Here is a 16750-nt window from a genome sequence, read left to right on the forward strand (position 1 = left end):
GGTCAGCCCTCCCGGTGCGGAGCGGTGTTGAAGTCCACCTTGGGTGCCACCGACACCTCGGCCTCGTTGGCGACGCTGAAATTGGCCTTGGGCTGGTAACCGAAGGCCATGGCGGTGAGGTTGCCGGGGAACTGGCGGACCAGCACGTTATAGGCCTGCACGGCCTTGACGTAGCGCGAGCGCGCCACGGTGATGCGGTTCTCGGTGCCTTCGAGCTGCGCCAGCAGGTCCTGGAACAGGCTGTCCGCCTTCAGCTGCGGGTAGTTCTCGCTGACCGCCAGCAGGCGCGACAGCGCGGAACTGAGCTGGCCCTGGGCGTTCTGGAAGTTCTTCACCGCCTGCTCGTCCGTGAGCTGGCCAGCGTCGAGCCGAACGCTGCCGACCTGGGCGCGGGCCTCGGCCACCTGGGCGAGCACGGCCTGTTCGTGGGCGGCGTAACCCTTCACCGTGCTGACCAGGTTGGGGATCAGGTCGGCGCGGCGCTGGTACTGGTTGACCACCTCGGACCAGTCGGCCTTGACCTGTTCGTCGGCACTTTGCATGGCGTTATAGCCGCAGCCGCTGAGCAGCAGGGCGGTGAGCAGGAGGATGGCAAGGCGGGGCATGGGCTTTTCTCGTCCTTGAAAAAGGGGTGATTAGAACAGGCGACCTCGTCGACGGACAGTCGTGGCCATTGGCCGATGTGCCGATCGGCACGTTTTTATCGGCCATGGACGACGAACGGTACCTGGCGCAGCCTCGGGGCTTTCCCTGTCCCCTTGGAGCCTTCAATGACCCTAGCCTACTGGTGCGTGCTGGTCGCGCTGTTTCTGCCCTACCTGTCCACTGCCGCGGCGAAGTTCACCGGAGGGGATTTCGGCCCCCGGCAGAACCATGACCCGCGCACCTTCCTCGCGGGCCTGGAGGGCTGGCGCAAGCGCGCCAACAACGCCCAGTTGAATGCCTTCGAAGTCACCCCGGCATTCGGCATCGCCGTGGTCATCGGCCACCTCGCCGGCGGCGCCGAGCAAGGCACCCTGGACACCCTGGCCATGGCCTTCGTCGCCAGTCGCATCGCCTACTTCGTCTGCTACCTGGCCGACTGGGCGGCACTGCGCTCGCTGGTCTGGTTCGCCGGCATGGGGCTGATCGCCAGCTTCTTCTTCGTCTCCGCCTGAGGCGGACGCCGGGGTCAGCGCTGCAGTTCCGCCTCGGCGGCGCTGAGTTCCCGGCGGGCTTCGGCCAGCTTGGCCTCGCGCTTGGCGATCTTCCCGGCATCGCCCTTGGCCTGGGCTTCGCGCAGGTCGGCTTCGCGCTCCTGCACCTCGGCGCGGCGCTTGGCGATGTCGTCCTCGCGCTGCTGGCGCAGGCCGGCGTCGGTGCAGTGGGCTTTCACTTCGTCCAGGGCTTTCTGCAGGCCGGCGACCTGTGCATCGTTGCCGTGGGCGCGGGCCTGTTCGATGCGTGATTCGATGGCCTGGCGCTTGGCCGCGCAACCGGTGAGTGGTGCGTCGGCGGCAGCGGCGGTGCCTGCCAGCGCGAGGCCGGCGGTGAGTAGCAGCAGGGTGGGCAGGTGCATGGGATCGCCTCGCTCGGGTGGTTTCGGTTGGCTGTCATTGTGGCTGCGGATGGGCGCTCGCGCCCGGCTTATCAGCCTTGCAATGATCTGCGACAAACTGTCGCCACCCTTGGTATTTGCCAGGCATCTACCGATACTGTGCGCCCCGCCCGCCGTAGTACCCCGTGATTCGCCATGAAAAGAACGACTGTCCTGATCCTGCTATCCGCCTGCCTGACGCTCGCCGCTTGCGGCGGTGTCGACCCCAATTCGCCCCTGGGCAAACGCCAGGCGATCTTCAAGCAGATGCTGCACACCAGTGAAGACATGGGCGGCATGTTGCGTGGCCGTGTCGACTTCAACGAGCAGAAATTCGCCGAGAACGCGGTGAAGCTCGACCAGCTGTCCCACCAGCCGTGGCAGCACTTCCCCAAGGTGCGTGATGAAGGCGACAGCGACGCCCGTGACGAAGTCTGGCAGCGCCAGGAGCGCTTCCAGACCCTGGCCCGCGAACTGGAAGCCGCCACCGGCCAGCTCGCCGCCGCCAGTGCAACCCGCCCGCTGGACCCGGACGCCATGGCGCCGCTGGTGCAGAAGGCCGAGGACGCCTGCGAGGCGTGCCACAAGGAGTTCCGCGCCTACTGAGGCGCCGTTCCGAAACCCTCGACGCCCGCCGCCGCCAGGCGTTCGCGCAGGGCCTGCACCTCCGGGTGGCGGAAAAACGCCTCCAACTGCTGTGCGCGGACCGGCCCCAAGCCCGGGGTGGCTTGCCACTCGGCCTGGGTGCGGCGTGCCAATCGCTCCCAGCCACCATCCAGTGGCGCATCGCCGCTGGGTGGCAGGCCCAGGGCCTTGAGCCAGCGCTGGAAACCCTGGCGTTTCGCCGTGGCGCTCGCCTGGCTGAAGCGCGCGGCGTTGCGCTGGGCAAACCCGGGTATGCCCTGCAGCTCCTCTTCCTCCAGTTCCAGCCAATCCAGCAGGCCGTCCAGCTTGCCAGCCGCCAGCAGGCGCTCCCAGGTGCCCGGGCCGACACCGCGCATGGCCAGGCCGCCGCGGCCGGACAGCCACTCCAGCCGGGCGAGGAATTGCGCCTGGCAACCCGGTGTCGGCCGCCAGCAACTGAGGGCGTGCAGGGCTGTCTGATCCGGCACCTCCAGGGTCACACGCTCGCTGGCGCGCAGCACCACCGATTCCAGACGCGGAATGGTCAGCCCGGCCAGGGCGATGGCCACCTGGTCACCGGGGCGGATATCCAGGTCGCGCCAATGCTCCAGTGAACCCAGGCTGACGCGCTGGATGCGCCGATCATCCAGGGTCACCGCTGACAGCAGCAGGCGCGGGGTAACGCGGCCGGTGCGGCCGACGAGGAACTCCACCCGCCGTACCTCGGCCAGGGCCTGGGCGAAGGGGTATTTCCAGGCGATGGCCCAGTGCGGAGGTCGCGCCTGCCAGGTGCGCGCGGCAGGCGCCACGCTCTGGCGGATCACCACGCCGTCGCTGGCGAAGGGCAGGGCGCTGCGGTACCAGTGTTCGCGCCATTGGGCCACCTGCTCGGCGTCCCGTACCGGCAGGGTGTAGCGCTGGGCATCGGTGAAGCCCAGGCGCGCCAGGCCGTCCAGGCGCTGCAGCATGCCCTCCGGCCCACCGGGCCAGTCCCAGATGAACAGGCCGATGCCCCGGGCCTCCTCCGCGCCCAGGTTGTGCCTGGCCATGAGCCCGGCAACCGTGCCGCGTGCGCCTCGGCTGCCGGCCTGGGCCTGGATGTGCCCGGGGAGCTGCCAGTAGAGCTCGCCTTGCAACAACAGGTCGCTGGAGGTGGTGAGGCGCTCGGGAATGGCGGGGATGCGCCGGGCGTTGGCGGTCCAGTCCTCGCCGCGCTCGCCGTCGCCCCGGCTGATGGCCTGCTGCAGGCGCCCGGCCCGGTAGACCAGGGTGACCGCCACGCCGTCCACCTTGGGTTGCACCCACAGGTCGTTGCGGGTGCGCATCCAGTCCTGCAGGGCCTTGGCGTTTGCGAGCTTGTCGAGGCCGGTCTGGGCCACGGGGTGCGGGTGCTTGCCATCGACGCCAGCCAATGGCTTGGTGTCTTCCACGGCGGCAGCGGGGAAGCACTGGCGCAGTTCGGCGAAGCGCGCACGCACCTGGTCGTAGATTTCGTCGGGGATGGGTGACAGGCGGTCGCGGTGGTAGCTGTGTTCCCAGCCGGTCAATTGTTTGTGCAGGGCAAGCAGTTCGCGCTCGGCGCGGGCATCGCTCCAGACTGGGCAATCAGCGAGGGCGAAGACGGGCAGGCAAAGGATCAGGGTGAGCAGGCGGGTGGGCAGGGGAGTGGGCATGCGGGCCTCCGTGCGGGTGGGACGGGCTCCATGCCCGAAAGGAGGTAGCAGAACATCCTTGGCGGCTTCGCTTTGGGCGAGTGCCTGGGCGGCAGGCGGGGGTGTGTTGAGCCACGGAAGGCGGCAGGGCGCCTGGATGGGAACAAAACTGGCGGGACTGGAGCCGGCTACCGTGATGGGCGGCGGCATAGGGCGGGGCGCTAAAGCGGCGGATCCGAGCGGTGGGCGTTGCGTCGGGGAAGGTGAGCGTGGGGCGCTGGCTGACAGGAAGGGCCGACTCGCGCCGGCCCCCGCGACTCAGCCTTTCTGGGCTTCGTCGAGTTTCTCGCAGCCTTCGGACAGTTGCTTCTCGGCCTTGTCGGCCACCGAGCCGAGCAGGCTGGAACCCAGGCCGCTCTGTTCCTTCTTGGCCTCATCCAGCTTGGCCTGTGCTTCCGCGCTCTTTTCCTCGCAGCCCTTGCTGAGCTTGTCGCCCAGGGGGTTGCTCAGGTCGACGGCCTGCGCCTGGGCGGCGAACAGGGCTGCGAACAGGGCGGCGGGAAGAATGGACGTGATGCGCATGGGTATCTCCTTGGGCTCCAGCGCCAATGCTTGCTCGCCCCGGGCGCTTGAGTCATCCGTGAGGGAGGGGCGAGAGGGCGCGGATTCTAGCAACAGGGCAGCGAAATGAAAGCTGCATTGCTTCACGGCTCTGGGTGCAGATGGGGTCGAAGGTGAGTGAAACCCTGGATTGAAGTCCGGGCTACGCAGACAGGGCGCGCGCTGGTAGGATCGCCGCTCTTTCTCACAGGGAGTGGCAAATGGCTACGGTAGGCTTTTTCATCGCGTTGGCGGGTTGGATCTGGTCAGTGGCGCGCGGCATCCAGGTTTCCATGCTGTGCGCAGTCTTCAACTTCATCTTCCCGCCAATCTCGCAGGTCATCTTCGCGGCCAACGAGCCGGTGCAGCGTTCTCCGCTGCTGGTCCTGGCAGCCGGCCTGGGTCTCATGTACCTCGGGGGCGGCCTGAAGATTTCCTGATTTTCGCCAGTGCCGGTACAGCAAAGAAAAAGCCCCGCAAATGCGGGGCTTTTTCATGTCGCGAAGCCTTACAGGCCGGCGGCGGCACGCAGGGCGTCGACCTTGTCGGTCTTCTCCCAGGTGAAGGTGCTGAAGCTGTCGTTGCCGACGGTCTTCTGCTCCGGGGTGCGGCCGAAGTGGCCGTAGGCCGCGGTGTCGCGGTACATCGGGTGCAGCAGGTCGAGCATCTTGGTGATGGCGTAGGGACGCAGGTCGAACACTTCGCGCACCAGTTGGATGATCTTCTCTTCGGCGATCTTGTGGGTGCCGAAGGTGTTGATCGAGATGGAGGTGGGCAGCGCCACGCCGATGGCGTAGGAGACCTGGATCTCGCAGCGCTCGGCCAGGCCGGCCGCAACGATGTTCTTGGCGACGTAGCGGCCGGCGTAGGCAGCGGAGCGGTCGACCTTGGACGGGTCCTTACCGGAGAAGGCGCCGCCACCGTGACGGGCCATGCCGCCGTAGGAGTCGACGATGATCTTGCGACCGGTCAGGCCGCAGTCGCCCACCGGGCCGCCGATCACGAAGTTGCCGGTCGGGTTGATGTGGAACTGGGTGTCCTTGTGCAGCAGCTCGGCGGGCAGGGCGTGCTTGATGATCAGCTCCATCACCGCTTCGCGCAGGTCGGACAGCGAGACTTCCGGGTTGTGCTGGGTGGACAGCACCACGGCGTCGATGCCGACCACTTTGCCGTTCGCGTACTGGCAAGTGACCTGGGACTTGGCGTCCGGACGCAGCCACGGCAGCAGGCCGGACTTGCGGGCTTCGGCCTGGCGCTCGACCAAGGCGTGGGAGAAGCGGATCGGGGCCGGCATCAGCACGTCGGTTTCGTTGCTGGCGTAGCCGAACATCAGGCCCTGGTCACCGGCGCCCTGGTCTTCCGGCTTGGCGCGGTCGACGCCCTGGTTGATGTCCGGGGACTGCTTGCCAATGATGTTCATCACGCCGCAGGTGGCGCCGTCGAAGCCGACGTCGGAGCTGGTGTAGCCGATGTCGCAGATGACGTCGCGGACGATCTGCTCGAGGTCGACCCAGGCGCTGGTGGTGACTTCACCGGCGACGATGGCGACACCGGTCTTGACCAGGGTTTCCACAGCCACGCGGGCGTGCTTGTCCTGCTCGATGATGGCGTCGAGGACGGCATCGGAAATCTGGTCGGCGATCTTGTCCGGATGGCCTTCAGAGACGGATTCGGAGGTAAAGAGGGAGTATTCGCTCATCTAACGGTTCCTTTAATACCGGTGGGTGAGGTCGCTTCTCGAAGCCGGCTTGGCGAAGTGCCGCACCTGAATCTGAAAGCCGTTTCTTAAACCAATGTAGAGGCTCTCGCCGGGCGTCAGCCCCGCGGCGCCGGCCCACTGGGCCAGGTCGTCCTGTTCGAAGCCGAGCCAGAGATCGCCGCAGGCCTCCCTGGCCCAGCTCTGGTTGTGGCTGCACAACTCGGTGATCAGCAGGCTGCCCCCGGAAGGAGGTGGTGAGCCAGCTGCTTCAGGGCCTCGGCCGGGGCGGCGAAATGGTGCAGGACCATGTTCAGCACCACGCAGTCGGCGGCCTCGTGTTCGTCATCTAGGGCGTCGGCGAGCTTGAGCTCGACGTTGCCCAATCCTTCGGTGGCGCAACGGCTGCGCGCCAGTTCCAGCATCGCCGGGCTGTTGTCCAGCGCGGTGACGCGGGCAAAGCGTCGGGCCAGGTCGGGGAGGAAGCCCCCGTCGCCCGGGCCCACTTCCAGGGCACAGGCGCTGGCCGGCAGGTTCAGTGCATCCAGCAGGGCCAGCACGCTGTCGCGGTACTGCGGCAGGCCGGCGATCAGGTCCTGCTGGGCCTGGAACTTCTCCGCCGAGCGGGCGAAGAACTCGCGGCTCACCGCCTCGCGCTGGGCATGCACCTCGGCGATCCGCGCCAGTACGTCCAGGGGCAGCTGCAGGCTGTCCACCTCGTCCAGCAGCGCCCCGTGCAGGGTGCCGCCGAAGCGCTCGCCCCGGGCGATGGCGCGGCGGTAGAAGATTGCGTTGCCTTCGCGGCGCGTGGCCACCAGCCCTGCCTGGGACAGCACCTTGAGGTGATGGCTCATGCCGGACTGACCGGTGGCGAAGATCTGCGCCAGCTCCAGCACCCCGAACGAGTCGTTGGCCAGGGCGCGCAGCACGTTCAGGCGCAGGGGGTCGCCCCCGGCCTTGCACAGTGCGGCCAGCTCATCGCAGTCGTCGTGGCGGATCTGGGGTACGCGCAGGTTCATAGGGAGCGCAGTCTAGTCCCCGCTCCAATCGCTCGCAACGGCAATATCAAAAAGTTTTGATATTGCCGATAGGTGGTTATTTTTTGTCCAGGATCGCCGTCAGGAACGCCGCTGGTGCGGGGCTCAGGGTGCGGGTCGGGTGCCACAGCAGGTGCAGTTCGCGCTCGATGCGCAGGTCTTCCACCTCAAGGGCGACCAGGCGGCCCGCGGCGAGGTCGTCGTCGATGACCCGCTGGGACAGCCAGGCGATGCCCTGGCCGTCGCGCACCAGGCGCTTCAGCGCTTCGGTGCTGGCGATGGCCATGCACGCCCGCACCTCCAAGCCTTGTTGGGCATAGGCCTGCTCGATGCTGGCGCGGGTACCCGAGCCCTCCTCGCGCAGGTACAGCGCCTGGCCGGCCAGCTCGGCCGCGGCCAGGCGGCCTCGGTCGGCGAGGGCGTGGGTGGAGCTGCAGACCGGGAGCAGGCGATCGCGTTCCAGCAGCTGGAAGGCATGGGTGGTGCGATCGAAATCACCCTCGACGAAGCCCAGGGCGATGTGTTCGTCGGCCAGCGCCTGGGTGATCTCGCGGGTATTGCTGACCTGCAGATCCACGCGGATTTCCGGGTGCCGGGCGTGGAAGGAGGCGATCAGGTCGGGCAACAGATAGCTGCCCAGGGTGGCGCTGGCGCCCAGGCGCAGTTCGCCGTCGTCGAGGCCGGCGAAGCTGCGCAGGTCCGCCTCGGCGGCCTGTTCCAGGGCGAAGATGCGTTGCGCATAGCGGTGCAGGCGCAGGCCGCCTTCGGTCAGGGTCACGCCGCGGGGCTGGCGGTCGAAGAGGGTGATCCCGAGGCGCGCTTCCAGTTCACGCACTTCACGGGTGACCGCCGGCTGGCTGATGTGCAGGCGCTCGGCACCGCCGCTGATGCTGCCGCTCTCGGCCACGGCGAGGAAAACCTTGAGGTGATGGAGATTCATAAATAAAAGGCATGTCGTGCATATCAAGGATGTATTTTTCGTATAGCACGTGGCGGATCTACTGTGCAGTCATCGTCTGCAACGGGACCACCCGACCGGAGCCACCATGCCTCGCCCAATGACCCGCCTTTCCGACCCTCGCGCCCTGGTGCGCCATTTCATTCCCGGCTGGTTCGCCGTGACCATGGGCACCGGTGTGCTGGCCCTGGTGCTGGGCACGCTGCCCTGGCAGGTGCCGCTGCTGCACCGCCTCGGCGAGGCTCTGTGGCTGTTCAATGCCCTGCTGTTCGCCACCTGTGCCGGGCTGTTCCTGGCGCGCCTGCTGCTGCACCCGGACACCATCGAGCCGATGCTGGCGCACCCGGTGCAGTCGATGTTCCTCGGCGCCATCCCCATGGGCCTGGCCACCCTGGTCAACGGCCTGGTGCTCTATGGTGGCCCGCACTGGGGCGCCACCGCCTATGCCGTGGCCCATGGCCTCTGGTGGCTGGACGTGGCCCTGGCCCTGGGCGCGGCGCTGCTGGTGCCCTACCTGATGTTTACCCGCCAGGAGCATGCGCTGGAGAAGCTCACCGCCGTCTGGTTGCTGCCCATCGTCGCGCCCGAAGTGGCCGCCGCCAGCGCTGGCGTCATCGCCCCGCACCTGGATGCCGCCGACGCGCGCCTGCTGCTGGTGATGGGCTACCTGCTGTGGGGCCTGTCGATGGCCCTGGCCTTCTCGCTGATCACCCTGGTGCTGCTGCGCCTGGCCCTGCACAAGCTGCCGGATACCGATTTCGCCGCCACCAGCTGGCTGCCTTTGGGCCCTCTGGCCACCGGCTGCCTGGGGCTGCTGGCGCTAGGGCATGCAGCGCCGGACGCACTCGCCGGTTCGCCCCTGCAGGGCCTGGCTGTGCTGCTGCCGGGCATCGGCCTGGTGGGCGGGCTGGCACTCTGGGGCGCAGGCTTCTGGTGGTGGGTGACGGCCTGCCTGTTCACCCGCCGCTACATCCGCCAGCGCATGGCCTTCAACCTGGGTTGGTGGGGCTTTACCTTCCCGCTGGGGGTGTTCGCCCTGGCCACCTTCGAGTTGCAGCGGCAGACCGGCCTGGTGTTCTTTGGCGCCGTCGGTGCCCTGCTGGCGCTGCAACTGGCCGCCGTCTGGCTGCTGGTGATGCGTCGCACCCTGGCCGGCGCGTGGCATGGCGAGCTGTTCCGCGCGCCCTGCCTGTGCCCGCTGACGGGCCCGGCGCGGGGCTGAAAGGACAAGGAGGCGCATCTTCGACCATCTGTCATTGCCCGATGCCTGCCCGCTGGGCGAAAATAGCCGCCTTTTTTCGTTCAGCGTCTTTTCAGACCCGCAGGAGATCAGCGATGCCCAGCCGTCGTGAGCGTGCCAATGCCATTCGTGCCCTCAGCATGGATGCGGTGCAGAAAGCCAACAGCGGCCACCCCGGCGCCCCCATGGGCATGGCCGATATCGCCGAAGTGCTGTGGCGGGATTACCTGCAGCACAACCCGAACAACCCGCAGTGGGCCGACCGCGACCGTTTCGTGCTGTCCAACGGCCACGGCTCGATGCTGATCTACTCGCTGCTGCACCTCAGCGGCTATGACGTCACCGTCGACGACCTGAAGAACTTCCGTCAGCTGCACAGCCGCACCCCGGGCCACCCGGAATACGGCTACACCGCCGGCGTCGAGACCACCACCGGCCCGCTGGGCCAGGGCATCGCCAACGCCGTGGGCTTCGCCCTCGCCGAAAAGGTGCTGGGTGCGCAGTTCAACCGCGAAGGCCACGAGATCGTCAACCACTTCACCTACGCCTTCCTGGGCGACGGCTGCATGATGGAAGGCATCTCCCACGAGGTCTGCTCCCTGGCCGGCACCCTGGGCCTGGGCAAGCTGATCGCCTTCTATGACGACAACGGCATCTCCATCGATGGCGAAGTCCATGGCTGGTTCACCGACGACACGCCGAAGCGTTTCGAAGCCTACGGCTGGCAGGTGATCCGCAATGTCGACGGCCATGACGCCGACGAGATCCGCACCGCCATCGAGACCGCTCGCAAGAGCGCGCAGCCGACCCTGATCTGCTGCAAGACCATCATCGGCTTCGGCTCGCCGAACAAGCAGGGCAAGGAAGAGTGCCACGGCGCTGCCCTGGGCAACGACGAGATCGCCCTGACCCGCGCCAACCTGGGCTGGAACCACGCGCCCTTCGAAATCCCGGCCGACATCTACGCCGAGTGGAGCGCCAAGGAAGCCGGCGCCGCCCGTGAAGCCGCCTGGAACGAGCGCTTCGCCGCCTACGCCGCCGCCCACCCCGAGCTGGCCGCTGAATTCCAGCGCCGCGTGAAGGGCGAGCTGCCCGCCGACTTCGCCACCCAGGCCGCCGCCTACATCGCCGAAGTCGCCACCAAGGGCGAGACCATCGCCAGCCGCAAGGCCAGCCAGAACGCCCTGAACGCCTTCGGCCCGCTGCTGCCCGAGTTCCTCGGCGGCTCCGCTGACCTGGCCGGCTCCAACCTGACCCTGTGGAAAGGCTGCAAGGGCGTTTCCGCCGAAGACGCCGCCGGCAACTACATGTTCTACGGCGTGCGTGAGTTCGGCATGAGCGCCATCATGAACGGCGTTGCCCTGCACGGCGGTTTCATCCCCTACGGCGCGACCTTCCTGATCTTCATGGAATACGCCCGTAACGCCGTGCGCATGTCCGCCCTGATGAAGCAGCGCGTGCTCTACGTCTTCACCCACGACTCCATCGGCCTGGGCGAAGACGGCCCGACCCACCAGCCGATCGAGCAGCTGACCAGCCTGCGCAGCACCCCGAACCTGGACACCTGGCGCCCCGCCGACGCGGTGGAATCCGCCGTGGCCTGGAAGGCTGCCATCGAACGCAAGGACGGCCCGAGCGCGCTGATCTTCTCCCGCCAGAACCTGCCCCACCAGGCACGCGATGCGGCCCAGCTGGCCAACGTCGCCCGTGGCGGCTACGTGCTCAAGGACTGCGACGGCGAGCCGGAGCTGATCCTCATCGCCACCGGCTCGGAAGTCGGCCTGGCCGTGCAGGCCTTCGATCAACTGACCGCCGCTGGCCGCAAGGTCCGCGTCGTCTCCATGCCGTCCACCAGCCTGTTCGACCAGCAGGACGCTGCGTACAAGCAGTCCGTGCTGCCGCTGGAAGTCGGTGCGCGCATCGCCATCGAAGCCGCCCACGCCGACTACTGGTACAAGTACGTGGGCCTGGAAGGCCGCGTGATCGGCATGACCAGCTTCGGCGAATCCGCCCCGGCCCCGGCCCTGTTCGAGCACTTCGGCTTCACCGTCGAGAACGTCGTCGCCACTGCTGAAGAACTGTTGGAGGACTGAGCCGGAAGCCGAGAGCCGGAAGCTGGAAGCTGGAGCGCCCCGTGCGCCCTTCTTCCGGCTTCAAGCTTCCGGCTTCAAGCTCTTCGCGATCAGATGCCCAGCACTCCCTTCCGCGTTGCCCTGAACGGCTACGGCCGTATCGGTCGTTGCGTCCTGCGTGCCCTGCATGAGCGCGCCGGGCGTGATGGCTTCGAGATCGTCGCCCTCAATGACCTGGCCGACCAGGCCAGCATCGAGTACCTGACGCGCTTCGACTCCACCCACGGCCGCTTCCCGGGTGACGTGAAGGTCGATGGCGACTGCCTGCACATCAACGGCGACTGCGTGAAGGTGCTGCGCAACCCATCGCCCGAGGGGATCGACTGGGCGGCGCTGGGCGTCGACCTGGTGCTCGAGTGCTCCGGCCAGTACACCAACCGTGCCCAGGCCGAGCGCTTCCTGCGGGCCGGCGCGCCACGGGTGCTGTTCTCCCAGCCCATGGCCAGCGAGGCGGACATCGACGCCACCATCGTCTATGGCGTCAACCAGGACAGCCTGGTCGGCACCGAGACCCTGGTCTCCAACGCCTCCTGCACCACCAACTGCGGTGTGCCCCTGCTGAAACTTCTCGATGAGTCGGTGGGTCTGGAGTACGTCTCCATCACCACCATTCACTCCGCGATGAACGACCAGCCGGTAATCGACGCCTATCACCACGAAGACCTGCGCCGCACGCGCTCGGCCTTCCAGTCGGTGATTCCGGTCTCCACCGGCCTGGCCCGGGGTATCGAGCGCCTGCTGCCGGAACTGACCGGGCGCATCCAGGCCAAGGCCATCCGCGTGCCGACGGTGAACGTGTCCTGCCTCGACATCACCCTGCAGACCGCACGGGACACCGGTGCCGCCGAGATCAACCGCGTGCTGCGCGAGGCCGCCGAAAGCGGCCCGCTCAAGGGCTTGCTGGCCTACACCGAGCTGCCCCACGCCAGCTGTGACTTCAACCACGACCCCCATTCCGCCATCGTCGACGGCAGCCAGACCCGCGTGTCCGGCCCGCGCCTGGTCAACCTGCTGGCCTGGTTCGACAACGAATGGGGCTTCGCCAACCGCATGCTCGACACCGCAGGCCACTACCTGCGGGTTTCCGCTGCTTCCACAACATCCAGCCCCGTGAAGGACTGACCCCCATGACCGTGTTGAAAATGACCGACCTCGACCTCCAGGGTAAGCGCGTACTGATTCGCGAAGACCTCAACGTCCCGGTGAAGGACGGTGTCGTGAAGAGCGATGCGCGCATCCTCGCCTCCCTGCCGACCATCAAGCTGGCACTGGAGAAGGGCGCGGCGGTAATGGTCTGCTCGCACCTGGGTCGTCCCACCGAAGGCGAGTTCTCCGCAGAGAACAGCCTCGCGCCGGTGGCCGAGTACCTGGCCAAGGCCCTGGGCCGTGACGTGCCCCTGGTGGCCGACTACCTGGACGGCGTCGATGTCGCCCCCGGCCAGGTGGTGCTGTTCGAGAACGTGCGCTTCAACAAGGGCGAGAAGAAGAACGCCGACGAGCTGGCGCAGAAGTACGCCGCCCTGTGCGACGTCTTCGTGATGGACGCCTTCGGCACCGCCCACCGCGCCGAGGGCTCGACCCACGGCGTGGCCAAGTTCGCCAAGGTCGCCGCTGCCGGCCCGCTGCTGGCCGCCGAACTGGAAGCCCTGGGCCTGGCCCTGGGCAACCCGGCCCGCCCGATGGCGGCCATCGTCGCCGGCTCCAAGGTCTCCACCAAGCTCGACGTGCTCAACTCGCTGAGCCTGATCTGCGACCATTTGATCGTCGGTGGCGGCATTGCCAACACCTTCCTCGCCGCTGCCGGCTACAAGGTGGGCAAGTCCCTGCACGAAGCCGACCTGCTGGAAACCGCCCGCGCCATCGCCGCCAAGGTCAGCGTGCCGCTGCCGGTTGACGTGGTGGTGGCCAAGGAATTCGCCGAAACCGCCGAAGCCACCGTCAAGGCCATCGCCGACGTCGCCGACGACGACATGATCCTCGACATCGGCCCGCAGACCGCGGCCCAGTTCGCCGAGCTGCTGAAGTCGTCGAAGACCATCCTCTGGAACGGCCCGGTAGGCGTGTTCGAGTTCGACCAGTTCGGCAACGGCACCCAGGTGCTGGCCCAGGCCATCGCCGAGAGCCCGGCCTTCTCCATCGCTGGAGGTGGCGACACCCTGGCCGCCATCGACAAGTACGGCGTGGGCGAGCGCATCTCCTATATTTCCACTGGCGGTGGTGCGTTCCTCGAGTTCGTCGAGGGCAAGGTGCTGCCGGCCGTTGAAGTGCTGGAGCAACGCGCCAAGGCCTGAACCAGGGCCTGAAATAGCGGCTAAACCATGGCGGTGGCTCGTGGTCCCTTGAACAGGACCCGAGAAAAGGAGTTGCCGCCATGCGTACCAACCTGATCCTGCTGTCGTTGTTCGCGATGCTCGCCGGCTGTGCGGGCGGTGCTTCCGCGCCGTCCACCTGCGAGGTGATGAGCCCGCCCCAGGTCATCCTGCCGCAATCCCAGGACGACCAGCGTGTCGAGGCCCAGAGCAGCGGTGACCCCACCGTCAACGGCAGCCAGGAGCAGCACTGTCCATGACCCGTTGCGGGTGAACGGCCTTCTGGCCAAGGGAGTGAAAGGATGAAAGGCATGTTCGCCCTCACGGCGCTGTTGGCGCTGGGCGGCTGTGCGGGCGCCCAGGCGCCGGCCGACGAGTGGACCCGCTGGGTCTGCGACAGCCAGGCCGAGGTGCTGTGGCGCTTCGCCGATGCCAACCAGGAGCAGGTGGACCTGCGCCTGGGCGGTGGCGATATCGTCTACCGCCTGACGCAAGAACCTTCGGGGTCCGGCGTGCTCTATAGCGACAGCCGCCTGGCCTTCCACACCAAGGGTGACGAAGGGCTGGTCTACTGGGTCGCCACCGATGACCTGATCGGCCGCGGCTGCAAGGCGCCCTGAATCGGCGCCGATGATTTCACCGGGCCGGCTTCAGCGCCGGCCGGTTTTTACGGGAGGACGTTCGCCGTCCTTCATGGAACTTGAACATGGCCTGCCCCTGCGGCAGGCTTCGCATTTCGAATGCCCACCCACTCGGGAGACTGAAACACCATGGCACTCATCAGCATGCGCCAGATGCTGGACCACGCCGCCGAATTCGGCTACGGCGTCCCGGCCTTCAACGTCAACAACCTGGAACAGATGCGCGCCATCATGGAAGCGGCCGACAAGACCGATTCCCCGGTGATCGTCCAGGCCTCCGCCGGTGCCCGCAAATATGCCGGCGCGCCCTTCCTGCGCCACCTGATCCTCGCGGCCATCGAAGAATTCCCGCACATCCCGGTGTGCATGCACCAGGACCACGGCACCAGCCCGGACGTGTGCCAGCGCTCCATCCAGCTGGGCTTTTCCTCGGTGATGATGGACGGCTCCCTGCGTGAAGACGGCAAGACCCCGGCCGACTACGACTACAACGTCCGCGTGACTCAGCAGACCGTAGCCTTCGCCCACGCCTGCGGCGTGTCCGTGGAAGGCGAACTGGGTTGCCTGGGCAGCCTGGAAACCGGCATGGCCGGCGAAGAAGACGGCGTCGGCGCCGAGGGCGTGCTGGACCACAGCCAGCTGCTGACCGATCCGGAAGAGGCTGCGGACTTCGTCAAGAAGACCCAGGTCGATGCCCTGGCCATCGCCATCGGCACCAGCCACGGCGCCTACAAGTTCACCAAGCCGCCGACCGGCGACGTGCTCTCCATCGAGCGCATCAAGGAAATCCACAAGCGCATCCCCAACACCCACCTGGTGATGCACGGCTCCTCTTCGGTGCCGCAAGAGTGGCTGAAGGTGATCAACGAGTTCGGCGGCGACATCAAGGAAACCTACGGCGTGCCGGTCGAGGAAATCGTCGAAGGCATCAAGCACGGCGTGCGCAAGGTCAACATCGACACCGACCTGCGCCTGGCTTCCACCGGTGCCATCCGCCGCATGATGGCCGAGCAGCCGAGCGAGTTCGACCCGCGCAAGTTCTTCGCCAAGACCATCGTCGCCATGCGTGACATCTGCATCGCCCGCTACGAAGCCTTCGGCACCGCCGGTAACGCCTCGAAGATCAAGCCGATCTCCCTGGAAGGCATGTACCAGCGCTACGCCAAGGGTGAGCTGACCGCCAAGGTCAACTGAGTCTTCCCTTCGCTGTAAACGGAAAGCCCCGCATTCGCGGGGCTTTCTGCTTTTCGGGGCCTGGAACCCACATGCTGTTTCCTTACTGGGCGGTGGTCGCCAGGGCCCGGTGTTCGAGCTTCAGGTTGTAGAAGGTGGCGCTGCCGGCTTCGCTGGCGTCGCCGACGTTGTCCTGGGCATAGACCCCGGCCTTGAAGTACAGCGGCTTGGGCGCCCAGCTGGAAGCCAGTTGCTGGGTGAACAGGGTGCTGTTGACCAGGATGCTCAACTGCCCGGTGGGCGACATGTTGATGACGTAGGTGAAACGCTGGTTGAGCTTCACGCCGCTGAGCAGGGTGACCACTGCGCCGTCCTCGTCGGTGGGGGTGTTGCGCACCTTGGCGACGATGTTGCCGGTGCCGGTCTTGGTCTTGAACTGGTACTCCAGCTTGAGCAGGGGGCTGGTGCTGCCGTAGGCGTGGATCTGGCCGATGACGATCTTGCCCGTGGACGGGACCTGGCCGACCGCCAGGTTGGCGCTCATGTAGTTGTCGGCGGCGCCATAGGTCCAGTTGCGCAGCTTGCCGTCGGCGTAGGTCTCGCGCAGCTCGCTGCGCGGGTAGACGGCATTGGCGGTGGCGCTGCCGTTCACCGGGGTCCAGAAGAACAGGGTGCCGTTGGCCGCCTTGAAGTAGTTGTCCTGATAGCCGCCCATCAGGGCGGGGGTTTCGATGGTCACCGAAGGGCTACCGACGGGGATGGTGAGGTTCCAGGTTCCGAGATCGATCATTTTGACTGAGTTCTCTAAGAGAACTTTCAGTCGGGTGCTATCTCATCCACGAGACGTAATCACTTACTGCGGCATCCGGCCAACTGCACACGAACTAAAAGTGAAAGCTAGGGAGTGGCAGGGGGCTGCCGTGTCGTCCGAAGGCATTTACGCCGTCTCGCGGAACGCTTTATAGGGTTGCGCAAGCCCCTTGTTAATCACCGATCGTCGCCGTCGGGCCTGTCAAAAAGCCGTCTGGACCGAGCTTTGCCATCAAGGTGCAATCGCAAAAACTAACCGGATGGTTCATGTCCGGAATGCCGCCTTCAGGTGGAATGCGGCT

The 16750-nt window shown here is 66.7% G+C and carries 17 protein-coding genes and 1 pseudogene; 10 read left to right on the forward strand and 8 right to left on the reverse strand.

Going from position 1 to position 16750, the window contains the following annotated elements:
* Positions 1 to 2 precede the first annotated feature (2 nt).
* Positions 3 to 605, reverse strand: a complete 603-nt coding sequence (locus tag PSm6_RS12250) for a LemA family protein (RefSeq protein ID WP_021218393.1) — start codon at positions 603 to 605, stop codon at positions 3 to 5.
* 165 nt (positions 606 to 770) lie between these two features.
* Here PSm6_RS12250 and PSm6_RS12255 point away from each other — a divergent pair, with 165 nt between their 5' ends.
* Positions 771 to 1157 (forward strand): MAPEG family protein, encoded by a 387-nt coding sequence (locus PSm6_RS12255; protein ID WP_021218394.1) that lies wholly within the window; start codon positions 771 to 773, stop codon positions 1155 to 1157.
* 14 nt (positions 1158 to 1171) lie between these two features.
* Here PSm6_RS12255 and PSm6_RS12260 read toward each other — a convergent pair whose 3' ends face one another.
* Positions 1172 to 1558: a DUF1090 domain-containing protein gene (locus PSm6_RS12260; RefSeq protein ID WP_265170295.1), complete on the reverse strand. Its 387-nt coding sequence runs from the start codon at positions 1556 to 1558 to the stop codon at positions 1172 to 1174.
* Positions 1559 to 1732: 174 nt separating this feature from the next.
* Here PSm6_RS12260 and PSm6_RS12265 point away from each other — a divergent pair, with 174 nt between their 5' ends.
* The gene (locus tag PSm6_RS12265; RefSeq protein WP_265170296.1) at positions 1733 to 2182 is read left to right on the forward strand and encodes a c-type cytochrome; all 450 of its coding nucleotides are present in this window, start codon (positions 1733 to 1735) and stop codon (positions 2180 to 2182) included.
* On the opposite strand, the gene ligB is transcribed toward PSm6_RS12265, so the two are convergent.
* Entirely contained in the window at positions 2176 to 3873 is a 1698-nt protein-coding gene (gene ligB, locus PSm6_RS12270; RefSeq protein ID WP_371877097.1) for an NAD-dependent DNA ligase LigB, read from the reverse strand. The genes PSm6_RS12265 and ligB overlap by 7 nt on opposite strands.
* 297 nt (positions 3874 to 4170) lie before the next feature.
* Positions 4171 to 4434: a hypothetical protein gene (locus PSm6_RS12275; protein ID WP_265170297.1), complete on the reverse strand. Its 264-nt coding sequence runs from the start codon at positions 4432 to 4434 to the stop codon at positions 4171 to 4173.
* 239 nt (positions 4435 to 4673) lie between these two features.
* Between PSm6_RS12275 and PSm6_RS12280 the strand changes: the two genes are divergently transcribed.
* Positions 4674 to 4892: a hypothetical protein gene (locus PSm6_RS12280; protein ID WP_043240802.1), complete on the forward strand. Its 219-nt coding sequence runs from the start codon at positions 4674 to 4676 to the stop codon at positions 4890 to 4892.
* 68 nt (positions 4893 to 4960) lie between these two features.
* Here PSm6_RS12280 and metK read toward each other — a convergent pair whose 3' ends face one another.
* From metK to PSm6_RS12295, 3 genes and pseudogenes are all read right to left on the reverse strand, one after another.
* Complete coding sequence (gene metK, locus PSm6_RS12285; RefSeq protein ID WP_043240801.1) at positions 4961 to 6151, reverse strand: methionine adenosyltransferase; 1191 nt, start codon at positions 6149 to 6151, stop codon at positions 4961 to 4963.
* A 12-nt stretch (positions 6152 to 6163) separates the two neighbouring features.
* A pseudogene (locus PSm6_RS12290) lies at positions 6164 to 7167 on the reverse strand (ArsR/SmtB family transcription factor).
* Between the two features lie 76 nt (positions 7168 to 7243).
* Positions 7244 to 8125 (reverse strand): LysR family transcriptional regulator, encoded by an 882-nt coding sequence (locus PSm6_RS12295; protein ID WP_265170298.1) that lies wholly within the window; start codon positions 8123 to 8125, stop codon positions 7244 to 7246.
* A 106-nt stretch (positions 8126 to 8231) separates the two neighbouring features.
* Here PSm6_RS12295 and PSm6_RS12300 point away from each other — a divergent pair, with 106 nt between their 5' ends.
* The 7 genes from PSm6_RS12300 (at position 8232) to fba (ending at position 15659) form a co-directional block, all read left to right on the forward strand.
* Positions 8232 to 9365, forward strand: coding sequence for a TDT family transporter (locus PSm6_RS12300; protein WP_265170299.1), 1134 nt, complete (start codon positions 8232 to 8234; stop codon positions 9363 to 9365).
* A 113-nt stretch (positions 9366 to 9478) separates the two neighbouring features.
* The gene (gene tkt, locus PSm6_RS12305; protein ID WP_265170300.1) at positions 9479 to 11476 is read left to right on the forward strand and encodes a transketolase; all 1998 of its coding nucleotides are present in this window, start codon (positions 9479 to 9481) and stop codon (positions 11474 to 11476) included.
* Positions 11477 to 11569: 93 nt separating this feature from the next.
* Positions 11570 to 12637, forward strand: a complete 1068-nt coding sequence (gene epd / locus PSm6_RS12310; RefSeq protein ID WP_265170301.1) for an erythrose-4-phosphate dehydrogenase — start codon at positions 11570 to 11572, stop codon at positions 12635 to 12637.
* Between the two features lie 5 nt (positions 12638 to 12642).
* Positions 12643 to 13806, forward strand: coding sequence for a phosphoglycerate kinase (locus PSm6_RS12315; RefSeq protein WP_265170302.1), 1164 nt, complete (start codon positions 12643 to 12645; stop codon positions 13804 to 13806).
* 80 nt (positions 13807 to 13886) lie between these two features.
* Positions 13887 to 14084, forward strand: a complete 198-nt coding sequence (locus PSm6_RS12320) for a hypothetical protein (protein WP_021222608.1) — start codon at positions 13887 to 13889, stop codon at positions 14082 to 14084.
* Positions 14085 to 14126: 42 nt separating this feature from the next.
* The gene (locus tag PSm6_RS12325; RefSeq protein WP_265170303.1) at positions 14127 to 14444 is read left to right on the forward strand and encodes an MliC family protein; all 318 of its coding nucleotides are present in this window, start codon (positions 14127 to 14129) and stop codon (positions 14442 to 14444) included.
* Positions 14445 to 14594: 150 nt separating this feature from the next.
* Positions 14595 to 15659 carry a class II fructose-bisphosphate aldolase gene (gene fba / locus PSm6_RS12330; RefSeq protein WP_021222606.1) on the forward strand — a complete coding sequence of 355 codons (1065 nt, stop codon included), beginning with the start codon at positions 14595 to 14597 and terminating at the stop codon, positions 15657 to 15659.
* 82 nt (positions 15660 to 15741) lie between these two features.
* Here the strand turns inward: fba and PSm6_RS12335 are convergent, their stop codons facing one another.
* Complete coding sequence (locus PSm6_RS12335) at positions 15742 to 16428, reverse strand: polysaccharide lyase family 7 protein (RefSeq protein WP_021222605.1); 687 nt, start codon at positions 16426 to 16428, stop codon at positions 15742 to 15744.
* Positions 16429 to 16750: the final 322 nt, after the last annotated feature.

The organism is Pseudomonas solani (assembly GCF_026072635.1).
Lineage (GTDB): Bacteria > Pseudomonadota > Gammaproteobacteria > Pseudomonadales > Pseudomonadaceae > Metapseudomonas > Metapseudomonas solani.

Bases quoted from the DNA above. Each gene is read 5' to 3' on its own strand.
- PSm6_RS12250 (WP_021218393.1), bottom strand. From the start codon at position 605: ATGCCCCGCCTTGCCATCCTCCTGCTCACCGCCCTGCTGCTCAGCGGC.
- PSm6_RS12255 (WP_021218394.1), top strand. From the start codon at position 771: ATGACCCTAGCCTACTGGTGCGTGCTGGTCGCGCTGTTTCTGCCCTAC.
- PSm6_RS12260 (WP_265170295.1), bottom strand. From the start codon at position 1,558: ATGCACCTGCCCACCCTGCTGCTACTCACCGCCGGCCTCGCGCTGGCA.
- PSm6_RS12265 (WP_265170296.1), top strand. From the start codon at position 1,733: ATGAAAAGAACGACTGTCCTGATCCTGCTATCCGCCTGCCTGACGCTC.
- ligB (WP_371877097.1), bottom strand. From the start codon at position 3,873: ATGCCCACTCCCCTGCCCACCCGCCTGCTCACCCTGATCCTTTGCCTG.
- PSm6_RS12275 (WP_265170297.1), bottom strand. From the start codon at position 4,434: ATGCGCATCACGTCCATTCTTCCCGCCGCCCTGTTCGCAGCCCTGTTC.
- PSm6_RS12280 (WP_043240802.1), top strand. From the start codon at position 4,674: ATGGCTACGGTAGGCTTTTTCATCGCGTTGGCGGGTTGGATCTGGTCA.
- metK (WP_043240801.1), bottom strand. From the start codon at position 6,151: ATGAGCGAATACTCCCTCTTTACCTCCGAATCCGTCTCTGAAGGCCAT.
- PSm6_RS12295 (WP_265170298.1), bottom strand. From the start codon at position 8,125: ATGAATCTCCATCACCTCAAGGTTTTCCTCGCCGTGGCCGAGAGCGGC.
- PSm6_RS12300 (WP_265170299.1), top strand. From the start codon at position 8,232: ATGCCTCGCCCAATGACCCGCCTTTCCGACCCTCGCGCCCTGGTGCGC.
- tkt (WP_265170300.1), top strand. From the start codon at position 9,479: ATGCCCAGCCGTCGTGAGCGTGCCAATGCCATTCGTGCCCTCAGCATG.
- epd (WP_265170301.1), top strand. From the start codon at position 11,570: ATGCCCAGCACTCCCTTCCGCGTTGCCCTGAACGGCTACGGCCGTATC.
- PSm6_RS12315 (WP_265170302.1), top strand. From the start codon at position 12,643: ATGACCGTGTTGAAAATGACCGACCTCGACCTCCAGGGTAAGCGCGTA.
- PSm6_RS12320 (WP_021222608.1), top strand. From the start codon at position 13,887: ATGCGTACCAACCTGATCCTGCTGTCGTTGTTCGCGATGCTCGCCGGC.
- PSm6_RS12325 (WP_265170303.1), top strand. From the start codon at position 14,127: ATGAAAGGCATGTTCGCCCTCACGGCGCTGTTGGCGCTGGGCGGCTGT.
- fba (WP_021222606.1), top strand. From the start codon at position 14,595: ATGGCACTCATCAGCATGCGCCAGATGCTGGACCACGCCGCCGAATTC.
- PSm6_RS12335 (WP_021222605.1), bottom strand. From the start codon at position 16,428: ATGATCGATCTCGGAACCTGGAACCTCACCATCCCCGTCGGTAGCCCT.